Below are 21,232 nucleotides of genomic sequence, written 5' to 3'. Positions count from 1 at the left end.
CTATTTGTTTTTACGTACGCGTTCTGGAATACGAGCTGCTTTACCACGTAGGTTACGTAGGTAGTATAGCTTCGCACGACGTACACGACCTTGACGAGTTACAACAATTTTTGCAACACGTGGGGAATGTACTGGGAAAGTACGTTCAACGCCGACACCGCCAGAAATCTTACGGACAGTGTACATTTCGCTGATACCTTTACCACGACGGCTGATTACGACGCCTTCAAAAAGCTGAATACGTTCACGTTCACCCTCAACAATACGCGCATGAACAGTAACGTTGTCTCCTGGACGGAAGTCCGGTAAGTCAGAACGTAATTGTTCTTTTGTGATATCTTCGATCAATTGATTCATCTTTACATCTCCTCTCGCGCAACACTCATAAAGAGCACGTCCCAGCGGAATATTGCGAAAATAAGAGTGGTTGCCCACTCAATTATTAACTTTACCATACTACTAATTAGGTGTAAAGGACTTTTACTTACTTTCTCTAAAAATACTCCCGTTTACTGACTTATTCGCCGGTCTCGTCTGCTTCGTTTTGCCACTTTTCGATCAAGGATTTATCCCTGTCTGACAAGTCATAAGACTCCAGCATATCGGGTCGGCGTTCAAAGGTGCGTTTCAGCGATTCCTCATGACGCCAGGCTTCTATGAGCCCGTGATTGCCGTTCATCAGGACTTCCGGTACTTTCATGCCTTTGTATTCAGCCGGCCGGGTATAATGCGGGTGCTCAAGCAAACCGCTGGAATGCGAATCGGTCTGAGCAGACGATGCGTTCCCTAAAACTTCCGGAAGCAGGCGCACGGTCGCATCGATCATGACCATGGCGGCCAGTTCGCCTCCTGTGAGGACATAGTCGCCCAGAGAGACCTCATCCGTCACGAGCGAGCGGATACGCTCGTCATAGCCTTCATAATGCCCACAGAGGAAGACTAGGTGCTCTTCTTCTGAAAAGTCTTCCGCCATCGCCTGATTAAAAGGTTTGCCGGCCGGATCCATCAAGATCACGCGTTTTTTCGTTTCAGGATCACGTTCGTTGATCGAATCCATTGCTTCAAACAGAGGTTCCGGTTTTAAGAGCATCCCTGCTCCGCCACCATATGGCGTATCATCAACGACCTGGTGCTTCCCTTTACCGAACTGGCGGAAATTCACTTTATTGACTTCAACGATATCCTTTTCAATGGCTCGCTTGACGATCGAATGACCGAGCGGCCCGTCAAACATTTCCGGAAAAAGTGTCACAACATCTATTTTCATCAATCTAACCCTTCCATCACATGTACACGAACGACTTGATTTTCGATATCCACGTCAAGAATCACCGGTTCGATATAAGGAAGCAGTAAGTCTTTCTTGTTCGGTCTCTCTACGACCCAGACATCATTGGCGCCGGGCGACAGGATCTCTTTGATCTTGCCGATCTCTTCACCCGAATAATCATCGATGACGGTACTCCCGATAACTTCGTGAATGTAAAATTCATTCTCAGGCAGCTCCAAAAGCATATCTTCGCTCACGCGCAAGGTCCCGCCGACGAACTGTTCCACATCATTGACATTGCCGTATCCTTCAAAAGATAACAGGTCAAAAGTCTTATGCGTACGGTGGGTCTTGACGGTCAGTGCTTCCTGCTCGCCCTTTTTACCGAACCAGATTAAAGGCGCCCCTTCATAATATCGTTCTTCAGGATTGGTCGTCGTTGATAGCACGCGCACTTCCCCTTTGATCCCGTGGGTGTTGACGATTTTTCCAACATCATAATATTCCATCGTTTATCTCCCTTTTTCTCAATATCGATACAAAAAAAGGATGAACTCAAAGAGCCATCCCCGTTTTACTGTTCAATTCACTAGTCGACGATCGTCAGACGGACACGTTTAGGTCCATCGAACTGGATACTGTAAACGATGGAACGGATCGCCTTGGCAATACGCCCGCGCTTACCGATCACACGACCGACATCATCCGAATGAACAGATAACAAATATTCATGAAAGTCATCTGTGTCTTTCAAATCAAGTTTAACGTCTTCAGGATGACTTACCAATGGTTCGACAATGGTTCTGATTAACTCTCTCATCTCTGTATCAGTCATACTACCATCCTTTGCTTAAATGCTCTCTATATAGAATGAAGAAAAGACATGGAACAGTAATAATAATATTAGCGCTCCATCCTTTTCTTCTTAAGTGATTCATTTAATTCGAACGATTATTTGCTGTACTTCTCATCGTGGAATCGTTTGATGATTCCTTTTTCTGATAATAAGTTTTTAACTGTATCAGAAGGCTTAGCGCCATCTCTCAACCATTTCATAACGAGTTCTTCGTCAACTTTAACTTCAGCTGGTTTTGATACAGGGTTGTAAGTTCCAACTTGTTCAATAATGCGTCCATCACGTGGAGCACGAGAATCAGCGACTACCAAACGGTAAAACGGATTTCTTTTTGAACCCATACGTTTCATGCGGATTTTTACTGCCATTATACTTGCACCTCCTGTTGATATGATGATAAGGCGTTCTTTTCATTTTAAAGACCCTTTTGCTTGAGTTTAGTTCTCTTTCAAACTCACAATAGCAATCTTATCATGGAATGAAATGCTCGTCAAGTGTTTTTTCTTTACAGAGTAAAATTTGTAAGGCAGATATGTATTTTGATCTGACTTTTCCAGAAGCTGGTGAAAGTGAGCACTGAATATCTGGCTTCTTTCTCCATAAAATCTCCATATTCCCACAGTATACTAAAAACTGTAAAAGATTTTTAGGAGGACTATGATATGATGCATTCGATGTACGGTTTGTTTGGAGGAGGTTTCAATATGATGTTTGGAGGCCTGTTTTGGCTGGTACTCATTATCATTTTTCTGTATCTGCTATTCAGAAAGGTATCTGAAGATAATTCGCACCACCATACGCGTTCAAGAAAACAGTCAGCGTTAGATATCCTGGATGAGGAATACGCTAAAGGAAACCTGTCAGAAGAAGAGTATATGAGAAAAAAGAATAACTTAAGACAATAACCGGTCGAAAAAAGACTGAAAAGGCTGAAAGTTCCCCCTTCCCTTTTCAGTCTTTTTTAGCTTGAGAGAAAGGGATTCGTGCTATAGTAAAGGTGAAAGTAAAAGGAGTGAGCAGGATGTATGAAGATCAGGACTTTATCATGCGCCAGATCAAAGGCTATGCGAAAGGCCTTGGGGTGCTTTTGGATATCTCTTCCTTAAAAGAATTGCTGAAGCTGGAGTTTTCGGTGGAAGAAGATTTGACGGACAGAGAGATCGAATCCATTATTTACACTGCCCGAGTGGAAGATTATATCAACCGGCGCCTGCTGTCTGAGGAGGAACTCGAAAAAATGCTGGGTCTGCCTCCAGAACAGCTGGACAGATTGACCACCACCACTGAAACGGCATCCGAAGATGAACTGGACAAACTTAAAAAACTGATTGAAGATGAACAGTACTGGCTGAATCAGGACACGAGTGACCAGTAACCAGATTGTGTTGCCACTGTTCCCCCGATCCAATGATCTTGTCGGGAATAGACATATATTTCAGTGTCAACCCCATCGCTGCGCCCTAAAATATAATCACAGGCATATCATTTCTATTCTCTGGGATTGTTTGATATACTAATATAGGTATGTGAACCGTACATATTCAAACTATATTAGGAGGAATTTACAATGAAATTTATCGTTGTAGGAACATCTCACGCAGGCTATGAAGCAACTGAAACACTCTTACAGGAAAATCCGGATGCAGAAGTGCATCTTTATGAACGCGGGTCTACTGCCTCATTCTTATCTTGCGGAATCCAAAGCTATTTAGAAGGCATTAGTAAAAATGCTGACCAGCTTCATTACGCAACAGAACATTCTTTTAAAGAACAAGGCGTCATCGTTCACATGAACAGTGATGTTGTCGGTATCGACGCAGCCAATAAAACGATCACAGTGAAGTCTGAAGACGGCGAATCTGAAGAGTCTTATGACAAGCTATTCCTCTCTCCTGGGGCCAAACCACTGGAATTACCGGTTCCTGGAACAGATCTTGAGAATGCGTTCTACGTTCGTGGACGAAACTGGGCAGAAAAAATCAAGGACCGTATGGCAGAATCCAAAAAAGCCGTTGTTGTAGGTGCAGGATATATTGGTATCGAAGTTGTTGAAGCCTTTGCCAAAGCCGGTATCGAAGTAACTGTTATCGATGCACTCGATCGCATCCTGAAAACATATCTGGACAAAGAATTCACTGATATTCTTGAAGATGAGATGCGCGACCAGGGAATCACTGTCCGTACAGATGAAATGGTCAAAGAAATCGTTGAAGAAGATGGTAAAGTCAAAAAAGTCATTACCAACAAAGGTGAATATGAAGCAGACACGGTTATCCTTTCTGCCGGTGTTCGTCCAAATACCAAGTGGCTGGACGGCATTATCGAACTGGATAAAGACGGGACAGTCGTTGTGGACGAATATATGGAAACATCTGAAAAAGACATCTTCGCAGCAGGCGACGCTACTAAGATCCCATTCGCTCCAACACATGGCGGTAAACTTATCGCTTTAGCCTCAAACGCCCGTCGTCAGGCAGTCGTTGCAGCTAAAAACATGAGTGATAAAAAAATGAAAATGCCTGAAGTGACCGGGACATCTGGTCTCTCTCTCTTCTCGCATAAGTTTGCTTCAACAGGTGTCAAAGACATCGACAGTGACTCAGTAGAAGCTGAAGTAACAAGTAAATTTGTAGAAGAAAAATTACGTCCTTCATTCATGGGAGACGATGAAAAAGTTCTCATGAAAGTGCATTATGAGAAGGACAGTCACCGTATCGTTGGCGCACAATTGATGTCGACCTATGATATTACGCCTGCAATCAATACACTTTCTGTAGTGATCACAGCAGGATGGACATTGGAGCAGTTAGCCTTTGCCGACTTCTTCTTCCAACCTGAATTCAACCGTCCATGGAACTTCCTTAACGTCCTTGCCCACCAGGCATTGGAAGAACCATACGGCAGTGACAACATGTTATTCTAAAACTTTATAGACTTAATCATAAAACCCGGTTCACCTGTGTAAGAACAGTGTGAATCGGGTTTTTCACTCTCCTCTCTTCTATCATAAAGCGTTGAATAAGCTGAATCAGCCTTTATTCGGTTTGTTCAGTCATCACAGTATTTCGAAAGAGCCGAACTTCAACTGAGTTCGGCTCTTTCGTTCAGCACGTGCCATTCAATGAACCGAACCTGCCCTACTTCGGTTGGTACAAATCATTTACAAAAACGAACAGACCGAACACCTACAAGGTTCGGTCTATTCGTACAATTTTTACAGTCGAAGACACCGAACCGTCAGCTGTTCGACGTCTTCCACACTCTTATCCGGCTGAATAAGCCGAACCTGGGAGTTACTGATTTTAATGTGTCCATTAAGTCAGCATATCTCCCATCACTCGTATAACAGATGAATCAGCGGATTATAACCCACCGTGTAGTAGTCCTCACCGATTTGAAGCTCACTCCCATTAAAGTAAATCGTTTCTGAATCACCGTTTTCGAATGCAAAGACCAGAGAAAATGTGTCTTTTTCAATTTCACCGAACAGTTGCTTGCTGATCGGTGTATCCCATAACCAGAAAGTGTAAGTATGAACAACTGGACCATCATTCGGATCATTCGTGTCGTACCCTTCCAGACTTGCCACAAAATCATCAGTTTGTTGATCAGACAGTTCGATACTTTCTGTAATTTCCTCTGAATCTTCTCTAAAAGTTACACGACTTACATCTCTTTCATCGATAACTTCAAGAAGTGTTTCATATATCGGCCGTTCACTCCAGCTTCTGTATAAGAGTGGTAGTATTAGATATACAAATAGTATAGTAATTAAGATCATGTTCGCCTTGTTCACATTGCTTATCACTTTATCACTCACCTGGCTGTTCTATATTTATGCTGTAGAAGTGCGCATCTACTGGAACTGTATTTTTTTTGCGCGGAAGCGTGCCTCACTGCTTATGCTTCCAATTATAAATAAACTGCTGGAGCCCGAACTTAATTATCTGATAGATGTACCAGAGGATACCGAAAAATAAACCATAGAAGCTTATCGTCAGCATGACATCGCCCACGAAGGTATCAAGGACGTTATGTAACAGTATGGTTAATAGTGTATAGCCAATCGCAAGCGACCAGATCGTCTTTTTTTGCATAGTTATTTATCCTCCAAAAATAATATATATGTATCATGTTATCTTAATCCTACCATTAATAAGTTAAAAAGTGTATAGAAAAAGCAGGCGGATTTCCGCCTGCTTCCTTTTCGTTCTTGTCTAGTGATACGAACCTGATCCCCTGCGAGAAAAGATGACTGCACCCAGACCCAGCTATGAAGAACACTACGCATACGATGCTTGTAAGCGGCTGAAGAAGCCACAACAATCAATCGCAATTGCGCGCAAGCTGCTCATTCGGGGCGCAGTCCCTTTTTTTCGCAGGGATCAAATCGGCTCGTCTCACTTTTCTTTTTATTTCTTGCGTTTGACGATTTTTTTCTTCTTCTTTTTCTTCTTTTTGCTGCCGGAGTTGCCTCCGCCGCCAAGACCGCCGAGCATGTCGCCCATGCCGCCGCCCATCTTGCCCATTTTACCAAGCTTGCCTTTGCCGCCGCCCATTTTACCGAGCATTTTTTCCATACCGCCCATTTTACCGTTGGACATTTTGCTCATCATATCTTTGGACTGTTTGAACTGCTTGATCAGGCGGTTGACTTCCGCGATGTCACGGGCTGACCCTTTAGCGATACGGCGTCTACGTTTCTGTGACAGTAGATCCGGGTTTTCACGTTCTTCTTTGGTCATGGACATCACGATGGCTTTCATGTGCGCCATGTCTTTGGGATCGACTTCGAAATTATCCATGCCTGGCAGATTGTTCATACCGGGGATCATCTTGATGATGTCTTCCAGCGGTCCCATGTTCTGCATCTGGTCCATCTGCTCGATGAAGTCGTTGAAGTCATAGCGGTTCTCACGCATCTTCGCGGCCATTTCTTCGGCGCGTTCTTCATCGACTTCCTGCTGAGCCCGTTCGATCAGGGTAAGGATGTCGCCCATCCCCAAGATTCGGTTGGCCATACGGTCCGGATAGAACGGTTCTAAAGCGTCAAGCTTCTCTCCGGTACCGGTGAATTTGATCGGTTTGTTGGTCACGGAACGAATAGACAGTGCCGCACCCCCACGTGTGTCTCCGTCCAGTTTGGTCAGGATGACACTGGTGATGTTCAGGTGTTCATTAAAGGAATCCGCCACATTGACGGCGTCCTGACCGGTCATCGCATCAACGACCAGGAAGATCTCATGCGGATTGACGGCCGCTTTCACGTCTTCCAGTTCGTCCATCAATTTTTCGTCGATATGCAGACGACCGGCCGTATCGATGATCACGACGTCACGGTTGTCCGCGATCGCTTCTTCAAGACCACGCTTGGCGATCTCGACCGGGCTGACCTGGTCGCCCATGCTGAACACAGGGATATCCAAGTCGCGTCCCACAGTCTGGAGCTGGTCGATCGCAGCCGGACGGTAAATATCCGCCGCCACCATCATCGGTTTCTTCTTCTCGTATTTACGGAGATAATTGGCCAGTTTACCAGCGGTGGTCGTTTTACCGGCACCCTGCAGACCTGTCATCATGTAAACCGTTGGACCTTGTCCAGGTTCAGCGAAGATGATCTTCTCCTGTTCGCCACCCATCAGTTCTGTGAGTTCGTCGTTAACGATCTTGACGACCTGCTGCCCGCCGTTCAGACTTCCAAGAACTTCTTCTCCGAGTGATTTTTCACGAACGGTTTTAACAAAATTTCTTACCACTTTATAGTTAACGTCGGCTTCAAGTAAAGCGAGCCTGACTTCGCGCATCACATCTTTGACATCGGCTTCGGTTACTTTCCCTTTTTTACGCAGTCCGGAAAAGGCATCCTGCAGACGTCCGGTTAATCCTTCAAAAGGCATACGTGCTTCATTCCTCTCTCATGGTTTCTAAACTGATTGCCTGAATATAGTCAAACAGCTGAGAATCCTCATTATAATTTTCTTTCACATAGTCACTTAAATCTTCTACAGCTTTTTGCTTTTTCTCAAAGTCCTCTACGAGGTGCAGTTTCTTTTCATAATCCGTCAGAATCGTTTCTGAGCGCTTGATGTTGTCGTACACCGCTTGACGGCTCACAGAAAAGGCATCGGCGATCTCACCCAGTGAGTAATCATCGCCGTAGTAAAGCTGCATATATTCCTGCTGTTTCTTGGTGAGCAGCGGACGGTAGAACGAGAACAACCGGTTCATGCGTAACGTTTTTTCCAGTTCCATTGATCTTTCGTCTCCTTTATCCCTGCCCAAGCATTCACAAAAGCCTTTAGGCAGTCTGTTCGATCAGTTCCTTGAATAAACCGTAAGCGAATTTCTCCGTGTCGAATGGGTGTAAGTCGTTCATCGTTTCACCCAAGCCGACGAATTTCACTGGCACACCGAGTTCTTTCCCAATCGCCAGAACGATCCCACCTTTGGCCGTACCGTCCATTTTCGTCAAAACGATACCGGTGACATCGGTGGTCTCTTTAAAAATCTTGGCCTGGTTCAAGGCGTTCTGTCCGGTCGTCGCATCTAGAACTAAAAGTGTTTCATGCGGCGCGTCCGGGATCTCTCTTGAAATGACGCGTTTCATTTTTTCCAGTTCGTTCATTAAATTCTTCTTGTTCTGAAGACGTCCGGCCGTATCGATGAGGAGGATATCTGCGCCGGAATTTCTAGCGGTTTCGATCCCGTCATAAACAACAGCCGCAGGATCGCCGCCTTGTTTGGTGGACACGACTTCTGCCCCCACGCGGTCGCCCCAGACATGGAGCTGTTCGATCGCTCCGGCACGGAAGGTATCTCCCGCTGCCATGACGACTTTCTGGCCTTTTTCGATATACTGGTGTGCCATTTTAGCGATCGTGGTCGTTTTACCGACACCGTTGACTCCGACGAACAGCACGACCGTCAAGCCGTCTTTGTTTTCATTGAAAAAGTGGTGGTCCGGGTTGGTTTCGCCGTACATGTCCACCATCGTCTGGACGATCACGCGCTCCGCGTCTTTCATGCTGCGCACATTCTGCACTTTTGATTCATAGCGCAGCGTATCGGCGATATGCATGGTCGCTTCAAAGCCGACGTCCGACTCGATCAGAAGATCTTCCAGTTCTTCGAAGAACTCTTCATCTTCATAACGGAAGTTGGCTAACAGTTCATTCAGGCGACGGGTGAAGCTCACACGGGATTTTTTCAGTCCTTTTTCATACTGTTCCGTTTCCCGGCGGTCGTTGTCCGGCTCAAGCGTGGTATCTTTGGCCGTGGACTGTTCACTGATCTCAGTGACTTTCTCGACTTTTTCGTCCTCGGTGACCTCAGAAACTTCAGCAACCTCACTGACCTTTTCCTCTTCCTTGACTTCCGGCTGTTTCGGTTCTTCTTTCTTATCCGCACCAGTAAAAGCTGATTTGATCTTGTCAAATAATCCCATAGTGGATTCACTCTTTCTATAGCTTATTTATCTTGAAGTGTTTGTCTTAATAAAATCAGTTTAACACATATTTCTCGATAGCATAACCGACACCGTGCTCATCATTCGTTTTCGTGATGATCTGTGCGGCATCTTTGACGAGCGGTATCGCGTTCGCCATCGCCACGCCGGTACCGGCACGCTGGACCATGGCCAGGTCGTTTTCCTGATCCCCGATGGCCATCATATCGGCCACCTCGATGCCTAATATTTCAGAAAGAAGGTCGAGTCCTTTTCCTTTATCGATCGATTTCGGCATGAATTCCAGCAGCTGCGGACGTGATTTGATCAAGTTGTAACGCTCACGGTAAATATCCGGGATCTCTTTGATCTTTTCGTCGAGCTCTTCCTGATGCCAGCAGTAGACGATCTTGTTGATCGGAAACTCTTCCGGCAGGTTCGTCATATCGATCGGCTCAAAAGGCAAAGCATTCATGACTTTCGGATACTGTGACGGTTTCCCTTCAGGATAAGGCGGCGCATGAACGGTATCCAAGTCGATAAAGTTGCACGGCAGTCCCAGATCCTGACTGAGCTTGTAGATATCCAGGGAGTCTTCTTTAGGAAAAGTGATCTGACGGACGGATTCACCGGTTTGTGTCCACTGGACTAAACCGCCGTTATACGTCAAAGCGATATCGCCGGCTTCTGTGAGTCCGCAGTCTTCCAGGATATGCAGCATGGCTTTCAAAGGGCGTCCGGTAACTAAAACGACTTTCACGCCCTGTGCTTTCGCCTTTCTAATTGCGGCTTTATTTTCTTCTGATACTTCATGATCACTGTTTAGTAGTGTGCCATCTAGATCGATGGCAACGAGTTTGATAGACATAAAATCCTCCAAAGTTTGTTATTGGGTCACTGTTTCTTCGATATCCTGCAGGTGCACGGAAACGAGTCGTGACACGCCTTTTTCGCGCATGGTCACTCCATAGAGCGAATCGGCTTCTTCCATCGTGCCTTTTCTGTGCGTGATCACGATGAACTGGGTATCAGACGCAAATTCATGCAGATAACGCCCGAAACGGGTGACATTGGCTTCATCTAAGGCCGCTTCCGCTTCATCTAAAATACAAAATGGGATCGGTTTGACCTGGATGATGGCAAAGAGCAGCGACAAGGCTGTCAGTGCGCGCTCGCCACCGGACAATAGACTCAGTGACTGCAGTCTTTTTCCGGGTGGCTGGGCAATGATATCGATCCCTGAGTGCAGGAGATCATCCGGATCGGTCAGACGCAGTTCCGCTTTCCCGCCCCCGAACATGCGTGGGAAGACGAGTGCGAACTGTTCTTTCACTTGACTGAAGGTCTCGTAAAAGCGGCGTTCCACTTCTGAATCCATCTGATCCATCGTATCATATAATTTCTCTTTCGCTTCTAAAAGATCCTGCTGCTGAGCGGCTAAGAAGTCATGGCGTTCGGCCACGCGTTCATACTCTTCGATGGCCCCCAAGTTGACAGGACCCAGTTCTTCGATTCCGCGTTTCAAAAGTTTCACACGTTTTTGAGTCGCTTCGGCATCGATCTCAGCCGGCTGAATGCTTTTGGCTTCTTCATAGCTTGTTGTGTATTCTTCTGACAGATACTCAAGCAGATGATCCATCGAGACATCCAGACGGGACTGGGCGATATCCAGCTGATTCTTGTTTTCTGTGAGTTCAGTTTTATATTGGATCGCATAGGACACAGATTCATCCAGCTGACTGACCGTTTCGTCAAGCTGACTATGCGACTCTTTCAAGTCGCTTTCCTGAGCTTTCAGTTTAACGGCTTCTTTCTGCAAGGTTCCCAGCTTCTCGCCCAAGTCTTCTTTCGACTCCAGCTCCACGCCTTCTTCCAGCTGGGTGAGTTCTGCTTTGATGTTCTCAATCGACTGGTCGACGTCGCTGATCTGTGCTTCCATACTTTCGCGTTTGGAACGGGTGAAAGCCAGGGTCTCACGCTCAGCATTCCACTGCTCGCTCAACTCGTCGCGTTCGCCTTCCAGGCGCTCTTTCTGGACCTGCTTGTCTTCTTTTTCATTGGTCAACTGGTCCAGTTCCTGCTTGAGATGTTCCAGATCAGCTTCCGCACGGGTGCGTTTTTCCTTGACCTCTTTCAAGTCCGTTTCGACTTGAATCTCTTCTTTTTCGGCCTCCTGCTGTTCATAGCGCAGACCTTTACATTCGCGTTCCAGACGGTTCACGGTTTCGGTCAGACTTTCGACCACTTGTTCCAGCTGGCGTTCTTCCAGACGTTTGTCTTCGCCGGAAGTCCGCAGCTCTTCCAGGTCTTTCGTCAGAGACTCGATCGTGTCTCTGTCCGACTGGTTTTCGTCTTCACGCAGTTTGATGGTTTTTTCCAGCTCATCGATCTCGATGCGCAGGGCTTTCTGTTCTTTCTTCTGAGAGAACAGATGGGCATTAGAGGAACGCTTGCCACCGCCGCCGGTCATCGAACCGCCGGCATTCATCACGTCGCCGTCCAGACTGACGATCCGGACAGAATAGCGCAAAGCTTTCGCGATGGCATTCGCTGACTGGAGATCTCTGGCTACGATCGTTTGACCGAGCAGGTTCTCCATGACATTTCTGACTTTGTCGTCAAAGTTGATCAGGTCACTCGCGATACCGATAAAGCCGTCCACGTCTTGTGCCTGCTGTCGCATTTGTGGTGAAACAAAACGTTTTTTGATGGTGGTCAAAGGCAGGAAAGTCGCCCGGCCGGCCTTTTTGTTTTTCAAATAAGAGATCGCATCGCGTCCGGCTTTTTCGTCTTCCACGATGACGAACTGACTGGCTGCGCCTAAAACCACATCGATGGCTTCGGTCACGTCTGTCGGCACATCCATCATGTCTGCGACCGTCCCGACGATCCCTTCCAGCCTGTCTTTGCCGCGCATGACGGCTTTGACTCCGGCGAAGTAGCCGGCATAATTCTCCTGCATTTCCTTGAGACTGGCCTGTTTGGCCTGGGCTCGCTGCAGCTGCTGGTTCAACTGATTCAGTCGATTAGCTTTCTGCTTGAAGGACCCTTGCGTGTCGTCCATCAAGGCTTTTTTAGACGTATACGTTTCTAGAAGCTCGTCGATTTCTGTTTTGATCGCTTTGAGAGCCGCTTCTTTTTCTGTGTGAGAGGTTTTGGCCTCAGCCAGCTTCTCTGACACGTCTTTGAGTGACTTTTTGTGCTTTTCAGCATTGATCGTCGCCTGCTGACGCTCGCGTTCCAGATACATCTCTTCGTTTTTCAGAGACGTCTTGTTCTGCATCGCATCGATATACTCGCCGCGCAGCTCCTCGATGGCTTCTTCCTTGTTCCCCATCAGACGGGCCAGACGCTCGTCGTACTTCTTGACTTCATCTTTCAGTTTTTTTACATGTTCAGCTTGTTCCTGATAAGTGGCCTCAAGCTTTTCGTAGTCGTTGTTCAAAGTAGCCAGACGAGTTTCTTCTTTTTTCAGACTGGCCTGTTTTTCAGACAGGAAAGCATCCTGATGCCGCTCTTTTTCTTCGACCAGACGCAGCTGAGCTTCTGTCCGTTCGATCTGCTGCACAGATGTGATGGTCTGCGCCTGCAGTTTTTCACGTTTGTCCTCGATGGCATGAAGTTCGGTGCGCTTCTCTTTCAGTTCCGCTGACTCACGGTCGATCTTTGCCTGGACGCGTCTAAGATCCTCGTTCAGTGCTTCGATCTTGGTTTTATTTTCTTTCTGTTCCTTAGCATACTGATCGATCTTCAAGACCGACAAGGCGATGTCCAGATCTGTGAGTTCTTCTTTCTGTGACACAAAGGACTGGGCGATGTCTTTCTGTTTCTTCAAGGGTTCCAGCTGGTCGTTCAGTTCATACAGGATGTCCTGAACCCGGTCCAGATTGTCCTGGGTCTCAAAGAGCTTGCGCTCCGCTTTCTCTTTCTGAAGTTTGTACTTGAATACGCCGGCAGCTTCTTCAAAAATGGCTCGGCGGTCTTCCGCTTTACTGTTGAAGACTGCTTCGACCTGCCCCTGACTGATGATGGAAAAGGATTCTTTCCCAAGTCCCGAATCCATGAACAGGTCCACGACGTCTTTCAGCCGGCAGCTTTCTTTATTGATGAAGTAGTCGCTGTCTCCGTTCCGGTTGATCCGGCGGCCGATGCTCACTTCTTCAAAGTCGATCGGTAAAAAACTGTCCGAGTTATCCAGGATCAGGGTGACTTCAGCGATATTGATGGCTTTACGGGAATCGGTCCCTGAAAAAATAATGTCATGCATGCGTCCGCCTCGTAAGGTCTTGGCCGACTGTTCACCCATGACCCAGCGGATCGCTTCGATGATATTCGATTTTCCGCTGCCGTTGGGTCCCACAACTGCTGTGATGCCGTCGGTAAAGTCGATGACGGTCTTGTCGGCAAAGGATTTGAACCCTTTGATTTCTAATCGTTTTAATTGCACGTTTAAAGTCTCTCCTCTCTAGCATTTAAAGACTCTTGAAACAGGTTTAAACACTAGGACTGATTCGCGTCTTCCAGGCTCTCCAGGGCATGCTTGGCCGCATTCTGTTCCGCCGCCTTTTTGGATCGGCCGGCACCACGACCGTATGAATCTCCTTCAACAAACACCTCGACCACAAACTCGCGCTGGTGATCAGGTCCGCGTTTATCAACGACCTTATACTGGATCGTCACGACGCCGTTCTGCTGAAGCAGTTCCTGTAGAGCAGTTTTGTGATCCATCCCATGAGAGAAAGCACCGGAATCGATTTTCGGAAACAAGATCTGTTTCAACACCTCAAGCACAACGTCCATTCCCTGGTCAACAAAGACCGACCCGATAAAGGCTTCGAACACATCACACAAAAGTGACGGACGGTTCCTTCCATTCATCTGTTCTTCCCCTTTGCCTAAGCGGACAAATTCATGCAGCTGATACTCTTTGGCCAATTTGGCTAAGCTTTCTGCACGGACGATCGACGCACGTTTGCGTGTCAGCTGTCCTTCAGGCTGTGTCGGATATTTGTGGTAAAGGTAATCGGAGACGGTGAGTTCTAAAACGGCATCGCCGAGAAACTCCAGTCGTTCCAGATTCTTGATATTCTGTTCACGATGATCATTCGCATAGGATGAATGGGTAAACGCTTCGACTAAGACAGACTCGTCATCGAACGTCACACCAAACGTTTTTTCAACATGGTTCACTAACTTTTTCGTCATATAACTTCCCTCCCTTACAAAAAAATTCTATACCCTGTTAATTATACTTGATTTCATGGGAAAAATAAACAAGGGACTGCAAGGAAAGCCGGTTCTGTTCGGTTTTTTGCGACGTTTTCGGCTTTTTTCGGTCGCGTATCCTGAAATGAACGATCAGCTGGCTGTTTATGCGTCCGATTTCGCTTTTATTATGCCTGCTGGCGCCCCTCTGTTCGCTTCGATAAGGACCAGACTGATCATTTCATAATGGTCATATGCGCTAGCCAGCGCGTATGGTCTTCTATATAAAATCGAAATCACTAAAATTGTCTATTCAAAGACAAGCCGGGTGTCTGTTATCTCTTTTTTGGAAGCGTTATAATAGGAGTTAAAGACAAGGAGGAATTTAATTTGGTAACTGAATATCACGTAGCAAAAAATGGTTCAGATCAAGCTGAAGGCACGAAACAGGCGCCTTTCTTGACCATCAATAAAGCGGCAGCTGTCGCCATGGCCGGCGATACGGTCATCGTTCATGAAGGGGTCTATAGAGAACTCGTCGACCCGCAGAATCCCGGCTTAAGCAACTGGAGACGCATCACGTATAAAGCGGCTGACGGTGAAAAAGTTGTGATCAAAGGTTCCGAACAGATCGATTCCTGGGAAAAAGTGGAAGGATCCGTCTGGCAGGTCGTTATTCCAAACGCCTTCTTCGGCAACTACAACCCGTATAAAGAAGAAATCTACGGCGACTGGGTCGTTTATAACCCAAACCGTCACCTGGGTGAAGTCTACGTCAACGGCAAGTCCTTCTATGAAGCGGAATCCCTGGACGAAGTGAAAAAACCTGAAGTCAAAACAGAAGCCACAGAATTCTGGCAAGGCATCACGATCCCGGCTCATGATCCGGAAGGTCAGAAATACGTCTGGCACGCTGAAGTTGATGACATGAACACCACGATCTATGCCAACTTCCAGGACTTTGATCCGAATGAAGAACTGACAGAGATCAACGTACGTAAAGCCTGCTTCTTCCCTGAAAAAACCGGGATGGACTATATCACTGTTCAAGGGTTTGAGATGGCTCAAGCCGCAACACCTTGGACGCCCCCTACTGCTGACCAGCCCGGACTTATCGGACCGCACTGGAGCAAAGGCTGGATCATCGAGAACAACGATATCCACGATGCCAAATGTTCCGGTATCAGTATGGGTAAAGAAGCCTCGACCGGCGACAACTTCTCGAGCAAGCGCCGCGACAAGCCGGGCTATCATTATCAGATCGAAACGGTCTTTTCTGCCAAGAAAGCGGGCTGGAGCAAGGAAAAAATCGGCTCGCACATCATCCGTAACAACAAGATCCATGACTGCGGACAGAACGGTGTGGTCGGTCACTTAGGCTGTATCTTCAGTGAAGTGTCGGGCAACCACATTTACAACATCGCCATCAAACGTCAGTTCTATGGACACGAGATCGCCGGCATCAAACTGCACGCCGCTATCGATACGCAGATCGAAGACAACCGTATCCACGACTGCACTTTAGGCATCTGGCTCGACTGGCAGCTGCAAGGCACACGTGTGACACGTAACCTGTTCTACCGTAACAGCCGTGACTTGTTCGTCGAAGTCAGCAGCGGTCCGTTCATCGTTGACCACAATATCCTGACAGCCGATTACGCGATCGACAACCATGCCCAGGGCGGTGCTTTCGTCAATAATATCGTCCGCGGACACATGGAGCACCGCAAGATGCTGGACCGTTCGACCCCTTACCATGTCGCACACAGCACGGACATCAAAGGCTTCTCCCCTGTTTATGGCGGAGACGACCGCTGGTACAACAACATCTTTATCGGAGCTGAAGACATCAAAGAAGTCGGGACCGATCATTACAATGGCTACACCACGTCCCTTGATGAGTACATTGGCAGTGTCCACAATGACAAAGGCAGTGATCACGGTGCTTACAATGTGGTCGAACAGCCGGTCTACATCAACCAGAACGCTTACCTGAACGGCGCGAACCCCTTCGACCGTGAAGAAGAGAACCTGGTGACGGATCATGACCCGGAAATCAATATCGTTGAAGATGGCGATGAAGTGTATCTGGAACTGAACCTGCCTGACAACTTTGAGGATCTGAAAGGTCACGTTCACTTCACGCATACACTGGAACGCGTCCGACTCACAGATGTCGATTTTGAAAATCCAGATGGTAGTGACGTTGTTCTGAACCTTGATTTATTAAGTAATATGAAAGCAGCGCCGACAGTATTAGGCCCTCTATCAGAGCTTAAGAGCGGCAAGAATCGCATCAAAGTCTGGGGATAACCCTAGCGATGAATAAAAAAAGTGTAAGGCGACTGTATGAAACAGTTGCCTTACACTTTTTTCTCATTCTTTTGCTTCCTCGATCGCTTTCTCTAAGTCTCTTTGATAGCCGTGAACCGTTTCAGGCAGATCACTGCGTTTTTTTAATATGGAATGAGACTCATCCTTATCGACATAAAAAATGACTGTTCCTTCGTTTCCCCGTATATCCGACCATTCCAGTGTTCCCCTTGTACCTATAACAGCAACCTCCTCGATGACAAGTTCGTTGTCATTAATCTCTTCTAGCGGATCATTGGGTTTCCTTTTGTGGGATGCGATCCAACGGTCTTCTACAGCAGACCGTTCTTCTTCGCGTGCATCGAGTCGGTCATTTGAAATGTCCAAACGCGCTGACATGAATGAGACGACCGCAAAGCCGATCAGGACCAGTGCCGAAAGAGACACCACTCCGACTGCGATATAAATACAAAGCTTCTTCATTCGTTCACTACCTCTTTACTCATTGTTTCTGAAATTTTATTCATCACATGACGATGCTTGTGGATATCATCGCCTGAACGGCCGAAAAACTGGAAAGATGTACCGTCCCTGATGAAAAGCACCTTGCCCTTTTCGCCGCTTTCGGCATCTGACCACATAACGACTCCGGGTTTGTTATCCAGGACATTATAGGCATCGATATATTCTGCCTGCTCAACCGAAGCTTCTTCTTCTGCCTGTTTCGGCTCATTCATCAGCAAACTGATCACCACGCCAAGCATGAATAAGGCGATCGCCGCTAGCATAAATGAAAAGAGGAGCGCTGCCGACTTGCCTGCATATGTAAAAAACTTTTTCATACGTCCTCCCCTTCCCGACCGTTCACAGTCGCCAAACTTCGAACTATTTTTATGTATATACATATATGATAATAGAACTATGAATAAAAGTCAAGAAAACACGTGTTTTTATAAAGTGGGTTGGCCCTGCGAGTGTTCTTTGTTAATATAAAAATGAATTATCAACACGGAAGGTGATTCGTATCATTGAACAGATTGCTGGCGTAATAGTGCTACTACCCATTGTTTTTTTGCTGCTCGGGATGTTGATACAAACAATATATACTCTTATAGTCATTCTAGTATATGCACTGAGATTTGCAGTTGAGACACTTTACTATCTTTTCATTTGGTTCATGTATCTTATCCATTTCATCTTAGACATTATCGGAGTCGCACTAGATATTATTCATGATCAATTAAAAAAACTTCTCAGCAAATTGAATGATGAGGAAACATAAAATCGGGCAGAAGAAACTTATAGAACAGGGTTGCGTCACTGTGATAAGTAACGCAGCCCTGTTCTTATTTTAAGATCGCTTTTGTCTTCTTTTTTCAGCAGTGAAAAAAACTTTCTCGTCTTCCCTTTTTCCGATCGACACGATTCCAATGATTTCTACTTTACCGTCTTTAGTCGGTTTAAAGATAAGCCGAATACCCAGTTTATTGTTTTTGAGTTCCTTGAATCCTGCTAATTTGGCATAATTTGTGTTACCCAGGTCTTTACCGATTTCTGAGCCTCTAAGACTAAGACGATCTACAGCTATATCTACCCATTGTTTTAAAGAACCGTCCAACTTTTTGTAGTCTTTTTTCGCTTCTCTCCAAAAATAGACGTCCGCCATCAGTCGAAGAGATCCATATCTGTCAAAGCATCAAAAGGATTTTTGTCTTTTTTCGATTCCAGGACTTCCCTAGCAGGAATCAGTTTCCCGGGCCCCTCATTGACACGGGCGTTCAACTGAGCATAGAAAAGACGATTTTCTAACTCTTCATTTTTTTTAACTAGATCTTCATAGACATTTACACTGATGATGACTGCCTCGGGTTTGTTATGATTGAATACAAAAGTAGGCTCTCCTGTTTCATTTGCTTCACTGACGATTTTTGAGAATTCTCTTTTCACTTCTGTTACTGATCTTGTCTTCACATCAAGTGTTTTCATTTTCTGCACCTCTTTCTCGTATATCTTCTTGCAACTATTATACTTCATTAAAACACTTAATTCAAATCATAAAAAAGAACTTATTTAAGTGCCTTTTTTTAAAAGATCAGTCATATATCTCATTTCTTGTTTTTAAATAAAAAAAGACCAGGCTGCTGCACCTGGTCTTGATCTGTTCTGTTACTCTTCCATACGCAAAATGGTCTGTATAAACGCATGATACGTCTTGCTTTTGATCAGTTTCTGAATCAGCTGTTCATCATTGACGATGCGGCTCAAAATCTTGTACATCTCCTGCAGGTCTTCCTGACTGTTCTTCTCTACATTTAAGAGGCAGACGAACTGCACTTTTCGGTCGGCCCACTCGATGGGTTTTTCTAAAGTACAGACGGTCAAAAACGTCTTGGAGGTCTGCGGTGAGATCGGATGAGGCACCGCGATCATGTTGCCGTAAGCGGTCGGCGCAATTTTTTCCCGTTCATAGATCAGCTGGGTGTAATCTTCCGGAAGATCGTCGACTGATTTGGTGTAGTCGGCCAGGAATTCAATAACGTCTTTTTTTGAAGTGAGTTTCTGATTCAAGAAGACATTGGCTTCCGGGAAATAGTCGGTGATGCTCTTTTCTTCAAAGGACACATACTGCTCGATCCGCGCTAAATCTTTCTGACCCAGTATCGCGTTCACTTCGATCACCGGGATCGGCAGGTCTTCTTTGACCGGGACCGAACTGATGATGAAGTCCGTTTCTTCAAAAGGGATATCTTTGATCTTGTAATACTCTGTCGTGCCCAGAACGTGGATCTGCGAACGGAAAGCGGCTTCGATGCGGTACTTGATCAGCTGGGCACTGCCGACGCCTGACGCACAGACGATATAGCACTGCTTCGGCCGGTTCGCTGCTTTCTTGCGTTCGATCGCGGCCCCGATGTGTAAAGCCAGATAGGCCACCTCGTTCTCGTCGATCGATACGTTAAGCTGCTCGTTTAGGGCCATGGCGGCAATGATCCCTGCTTCAAAGGCCAGCGGATAATTATTCTTGATATCCTCCAGCATAGGATTCCGGATCGTCATGCCGAATGTGTAGCGATTGATGGCCGGCTTGAGATGCAGCCCCAGTCCGATGATCAGTTCCCTGTCATTCTGGATACCTAAAGAGAAGCGCTCTTCGACGGCATTCAACATCTTTAAAGTGAGTGCATGAATGCCTTCGTCCATCACGGTTTCGATCTCCTGATTGATCGACCGGTCTTCACTGACCAGCTTGGTGCCCAAGAGATGAATGGCAATGTAGATCACTTCGATCTTCGGAAATGACACATTCAGTGCCTTCTCCACTTGTTTCACGATATTGTGAGCCACGGTATACTCTTTCTTTGTCTTGATGCTCTCGATATCCTGGTCGATCAAGGCGATATGATGCCCTTCTGTGATCCGTTTGTAAGCGATGATGATATGAACGAACAGATTATTGATGGCAATGTCTGATAAGGTCACCTGATTGATGCGGAGTTGTTCCAGAAGGAGTTCCCAGACATTGTCCAGTTCTTCCTGACTGAGGTCGGCGACTGTCGTCAGCTGATCCAGCCACATGAGATCTGGGGTAAGTCGTTCGCGGTCAAAGAGATATTCCGACATGGCGAAGCGGCGGTTCAGTTCGCTCCCTGAAAGCTTAAGTCCATAACCGGGCCGGCTGACTAAGGCCAGTGAGTACGTGTTCAGACGCTGTTTCACTTCTTTCAGATCGACTTGAAGAGTGGATTTGCTGACATGGATCTCGTCGGCCAGATCATCGAGCTTGATAGAATCTTCAGACAGCAGAAAACGCCGGATGACATAAGCCAGACGGTTGTCTGGTGTTGTCGGGACCGTCGCCTGCTGCTCTGCGTCCTGAGTCAGGTTATTGAGATAAGCGCGAAAGAGTTTCGGTTCATCGATGCTCAGTTCATACCCGACGCCTCTTTTAGAATGGATCGCGGCACCATAGCCATTCAGCTCGTCATTGATCACTTTGATATCGTCTCTGATCGTCCGGGAACTGACATCCAGCCGGTTCGCCAGCTGTTTTCCAGTCAACGGGTGGTTGGATCCCATCAGTTCTCTCAATATGGCTTCTATTCGATCGTCCATCGTATCCTCCTTCCTCTAAAACCTAGCTGTT

At 46.5% G+C, this 21,232-nt stretch carries 22 protein-coding genes; 4 read left to right on the top strand and 18 right to left on the bottom strand.

Annotated features, from left to right (window positions below; translation table 11 throughout):
* From rplS to rpsP, 5 genes are all read right to left on the bottom strand, one after another.
* Positions 1–357, bottom strand: coding sequence for a 50S ribosomal protein L19 (rplS, locus tag AB4027_RS06215; RefSeq protein WP_091487548.1), 357 nt, complete (start codon positions 355–357; stop codon positions 1–3).
* A 160-nt stretch (positions 358–517) separates the two neighbouring features.
* Positions 518–1,267, bottom strand: a complete 750-nt coding sequence (gene trmD / locus AB4027_RS06210) for a tRNA (guanosine(37)-N1)-methyltransferase TrmD (RefSeq protein ID WP_091487550.1) — start codon at positions 1,265–1,267, stop codon at positions 518–520.
* Positions 1,267–1,779 (bottom strand): ribosome maturation factor RimM, encoded by a 513-nt coding sequence (gene rimM, locus AB4027_RS06205; protein ID WP_368644704.1) that lies wholly within the window; start codon positions 1,777–1,779, stop codon positions 1,267–1,269. Before rimM ends, trmD begins: the two co-directional genes overlap by 1 nt.
* Before the next feature lie 80 nt (positions 1,780–1,859).
* Positions 1,860–2,105, bottom strand: coding sequence for a KH domain-containing protein (locus AB4027_RS06200; protein ID WP_091487554.1), 246 nt, complete (start codon positions 2,103–2,105; stop codon positions 1,860–1,862).
* Positions 2,106–2,221: 116 nt separating this feature from the next.
* The gene (gene rpsP, locus AB4027_RS06195; protein WP_091487555.1) at positions 2,222–2,494 is read right to left on the bottom strand and encodes a 30S ribosomal protein S16; all 273 of its coding nucleotides are present in this window, start codon (positions 2,492–2,494) and stop codon (positions 2,222–2,224) included.
* A 294-nt stretch (positions 2,495–2,788) separates the two neighbouring features.
* Here rpsP and AB4027_RS06190 point away from each other — a divergent pair, with 294 nt between their 5' ends.
* The 3 genes from AB4027_RS06190 (at position 2,789) to AB4027_RS06180 (ending at position 5,049) form a co-directional block, all read left to right on the top strand.
* On the top strand, positions 2,789–3,031 hold the full coding sequence (locus AB4027_RS06190; protein WP_091487557.1) for an SHOCT domain-containing protein: 243 nt from the start codon (positions 2,789–2,791) through the stop codon (positions 3,029–3,031).
* A 116-nt stretch (positions 3,032–3,147) separates the two neighbouring features.
* Positions 3,148–3,501 carry a hypothetical protein gene (locus AB4027_RS06185; protein ID WP_368644703.1) on the top strand — a complete coding sequence of 118 codons (354 nt, stop codon included), beginning with the start codon at positions 3,148–3,150 and terminating at the stop codon, positions 3,499–3,501.
* A gap of 192 nt (positions 3,502–3,693) precedes the next feature.
* Positions 3,694–5,049 carry an FAD-dependent oxidoreductase gene (locus AB4027_RS06180; RefSeq protein ID WP_368644702.1) on the top strand — a complete coding sequence of 452 codons (1,356 nt, stop codon included), beginning with the start codon at positions 3,694–3,696 and terminating at the stop codon, positions 5,047–5,049.
* A gap of 411 nt (positions 5,050–5,460) precedes the next feature.
* Here the strand turns inward: AB4027_RS06180 and AB4027_RS06175 are convergent, their stop codons facing one another.
* The 8 genes from AB4027_RS06175 to rnc all read right to left on the bottom strand — a co-directional run bounded on the left by AB4027_RS06175 (position 5,461) and on the right by rnc (position 14,775).
* Positions 5,461–5,934, bottom strand: a complete 474-nt coding sequence (locus AB4027_RS06175; protein WP_368644701.1) for a hypothetical protein — start codon at positions 5,932–5,934, stop codon at positions 5,461–5,463.
* A gap of 85 nt (positions 5,935–6,019) precedes the next feature.
* Positions 6,020–6,223 (bottom strand): hypothetical protein, encoded by a 204-nt coding sequence (locus AB4027_RS06170; protein ID WP_368644700.1) that lies wholly within the window; start codon positions 6,221–6,223, stop codon positions 6,020–6,022.
* Between the two features lie 315 nt (positions 6,224–6,538).
* Positions 6,539–8,023: a signal recognition particle protein gene (gene ffh, locus AB4027_RS06165; RefSeq protein WP_368644699.1), complete on the bottom strand. Its 1,485-nt coding sequence runs from the start codon at positions 8,021–8,023 to the stop codon at positions 6,539–6,541.
* Positions 8,024–8,030: 7 nt separating this feature from the next.
* On the bottom strand, positions 8,031–8,378 hold the full coding sequence (locus AB4027_RS06160; protein WP_091487563.1) for a putative DNA-binding protein: 348 nt from the start codon (positions 8,376–8,378) through the stop codon (positions 8,031–8,033).
* A 46-nt stretch (positions 8,379–8,424) separates the two neighbouring features.
* Positions 8,425–9,570, bottom strand: coding sequence for a signal recognition particle-docking protein FtsY (gene ftsY / locus AB4027_RS06155; protein WP_368644698.1), 1,146 nt, complete (start codon positions 9,568–9,570; stop codon positions 8,425–8,427).
* 55 nt (positions 9,571–9,625) lie between these two features.
* Complete coding sequence (locus AB4027_RS06150; protein ID WP_368644697.1) at positions 9,626–10,438, bottom strand: Cof-type HAD-IIB family hydrolase; 813 nt, start codon at positions 10,436–10,438, stop codon at positions 9,626–9,628.
* A gap of 18 nt (positions 10,439–10,456) precedes the next feature.
* A complete protein-coding gene (smc, locus tag AB4027_RS06145) occupies positions 10,457–14,017 on the bottom strand; it encodes a chromosome segregation protein SMC (protein ID WP_368644696.1) in 3,561 nt (1,186 codons plus the stop codon).
* A 53-nt stretch (positions 14,018–14,070) separates the two neighbouring features.
* Positions 14,071–14,775, bottom strand: coding sequence for a ribonuclease III (rnc, locus tag AB4027_RS06140; RefSeq protein ID WP_091487569.1), 705 nt, complete (start codon positions 14,773–14,775; stop codon positions 14,071–14,073).
* A gap of 390 nt (positions 14,776–15,165) precedes the next feature.
* On the opposite strand from rnc, the gene AB4027_RS06135 reads away from it, so the two are divergent.
* Positions 15,166–17,088 (top strand): right-handed parallel beta-helix repeat-containing protein, encoded by a 1,923-nt coding sequence (locus AB4027_RS06135; protein WP_368644695.1) that lies wholly within the window; start codon positions 15,166–15,168, stop codon positions 17,086–17,088.
* A 63-nt stretch (positions 17,089–17,151) separates the two neighbouring features.
* On the opposite strand, the gene AB4027_RS06130 is transcribed toward AB4027_RS06135, so the two are convergent.
* The 5 genes from AB4027_RS06130 to AB4027_RS06110 form a co-directional block, all read right to left on the bottom strand.
* Positions 17,152–17,571 (bottom strand): hypothetical protein, encoded by a 420-nt coding sequence (locus AB4027_RS06130; RefSeq protein ID WP_368644694.1) that lies wholly within the window; start codon positions 17,569–17,571, stop codon positions 17,152–17,154.
* A complete protein-coding gene (locus tag AB4027_RS06125; RefSeq protein ID WP_368644693.1) occupies positions 17,568–17,930 on the bottom strand; it encodes a hypothetical protein in 363 nt (120 codons plus the stop codon). The genes AB4027_RS06130 and AB4027_RS06125 overlap by 4 nt, the downstream gene beginning before the upstream one ends.
* Before the next feature lie 509 nt (positions 17,931–18,439).
* Entirely contained in the window at positions 18,440–18,754 is a 315-nt protein-coding gene (locus tag AB4027_RS06120) for an addiction module toxin RelE (RefSeq protein WP_368644692.1), read from the bottom strand.
* Entirely contained in the window at positions 18,754–19,074 is a 321-nt protein-coding gene (locus AB4027_RS06115) for a type II toxin-antitoxin system Phd/YefM family antitoxin (RefSeq protein ID WP_368644691.1), read from the bottom strand. The genes AB4027_RS06120 and AB4027_RS06115 overlap by 1 nt, the downstream gene beginning before the upstream one ends.
* 180 nt (positions 19,075–19,254) lie before the next feature.
* Entirely contained in the window at positions 19,255–21,201 is a 1,947-nt protein-coding gene (locus AB4027_RS06110) for a transcription antiterminator (protein ID WP_368644690.1), read from the bottom strand.
* Positions 21,202–21,232 lie beyond the last annotated feature (31 nt).

Source organism: Alkalibacterium putridalgicola (assembly GCF_040959045.1).
GTDB classification, from domain to species: domain Bacteria; phylum Bacillota; class Bacilli; order Lactobacillales; family Carnobacteriaceae_A; genus Alkalibacterium; species Alkalibacterium putridalgicola.
This window is presented reverse-complemented; position numbering and strand designations above follow the sequence as displayed.

What these genes read in the sequence shown, in the direction of transcription:
- rimM (WP_368644704.1), bottom strand. Translation starts at nt 1,779, where the DNA reads ATGGAATATTATGATGTTGGAAAAATCGTCAACACCCACGGGATCAAA.
- AB4027_RS06185 (WP_368644703.1), top strand. Translation starts at nt 3,148, where the DNA reads ATGTATGAAGATCAGGACTTTATCATGCGCCAGATCAAAGGCTATGCG.
- AB4027_RS06125 (WP_368644693.1), bottom strand. Translation starts at nt 17,930, where the DNA reads ATGAAAAAGTTTTTTACATATGCAGGCAAGTCGGCAGCGCTCCTCTTT.
- trmD (WP_091487550.1), bottom strand. Translation starts at nt 1,267, where the DNA reads ATGAAAATAGATGTTGTGACACTTTTTCCGGAAATGTTTGACGGGCCG.
- AB4027_RS06150 (WP_368644697.1), bottom strand. Translation starts at nt 10,438, where the DNA reads ATGTCTATCAAACTCGTTGCCATCGATCTAGATGGCACACTACTAAAC.
- AB4027_RS06200 (WP_091487554.1), bottom strand. Translation starts at nt 2,105, where the DNA reads ATGACTGATACAGAGATGAGAGAGTTAATCAGAACCATTGTCGAACCA.
- rpsP (WP_091487555.1), bottom strand. Translation starts at nt 2,494, where the DNA reads ATGGCAGTAAAAATCCGCATGAAACGTATGGGTTCAAAAAGAAATCCG.
- AB4027_RS06120 (WP_368644692.1), bottom strand. Translation starts at nt 18,754, where the DNA reads ATGGCGGACGTCTATTTTTGGAGAGAAGCGAAAAAAGACTACAAAAAG.
- AB4027_RS06130 (WP_368644694.1), bottom strand. Translation starts at nt 17,571, where the DNA reads ATGAAGAAGCTTTGTATTTATATCGCAGTCGGAGTGGTGTCTCTTTCG.
- AB4027_RS06115 (WP_368644691.1), bottom strand. Translation starts at nt 19,074, where the DNA reads ATGAAAACACTTGATGTGAAGACAAGATCAGTAACAGAAGTGAAAAGA.
- ftsY (WP_368644698.1), bottom strand. Translation starts at nt 9,570, where the DNA reads ATGGGATTATTTGACAAGATCAAATCAGCTTTTACTGGTGCGGATAAG.
- rplS (WP_091487548.1), bottom strand. Translation starts at nt 357, where the DNA reads ATGAATCAATTGATCGAAGATATCACAAAAGAACAATTACGTTCTGAC.
- AB4027_RS06160 (WP_091487563.1), bottom strand. Translation starts at nt 8,378, where the DNA reads ATGGAACTGGAAAAAACGTTACGCATGAACCGGTTGTTCTCGTTCTAC.
- rnc (WP_091487569.1), bottom strand. Translation starts at nt 14,775, where the DNA reads ATGACGAAAAAGTTAGTGAACCATGTTGAAAAAACGTTTGGTGTGACG.
- ffh (WP_368644699.1), bottom strand. Translation starts at nt 8,023, where the DNA reads ATGCCTTTTGAAGGATTAACCGGACGTCTGCAGGATGCCTTTTCCGGA.
- AB4027_RS06110 (WP_368644690.1), bottom strand. Translation starts at nt 21,201, where the DNA reads ATGGACGATCGAATAGAAGCCATATTGAGAGAACTGATGGGATCCAAC.
- AB4027_RS06180 (WP_368644702.1), top strand. Translation starts at nt 3,694, where the DNA reads ATGAAATTTATCGTTGTAGGAACATCTCACGCAGGCTATGAAGCAACT.
- AB4027_RS06190 (WP_091487557.1), top strand. Translation starts at nt 2,789, where the DNA reads ATGATGCATTCGATGTACGGTTTGTTTGGAGGAGGTTTCAATATGATG.
- AB4027_RS06170 (WP_368644700.1), bottom strand. Translation starts at nt 6,223, where the DNA reads ATGCAAAAAAAGACGATCTGGTCGCTTGCGATTGGCTATACACTATTA.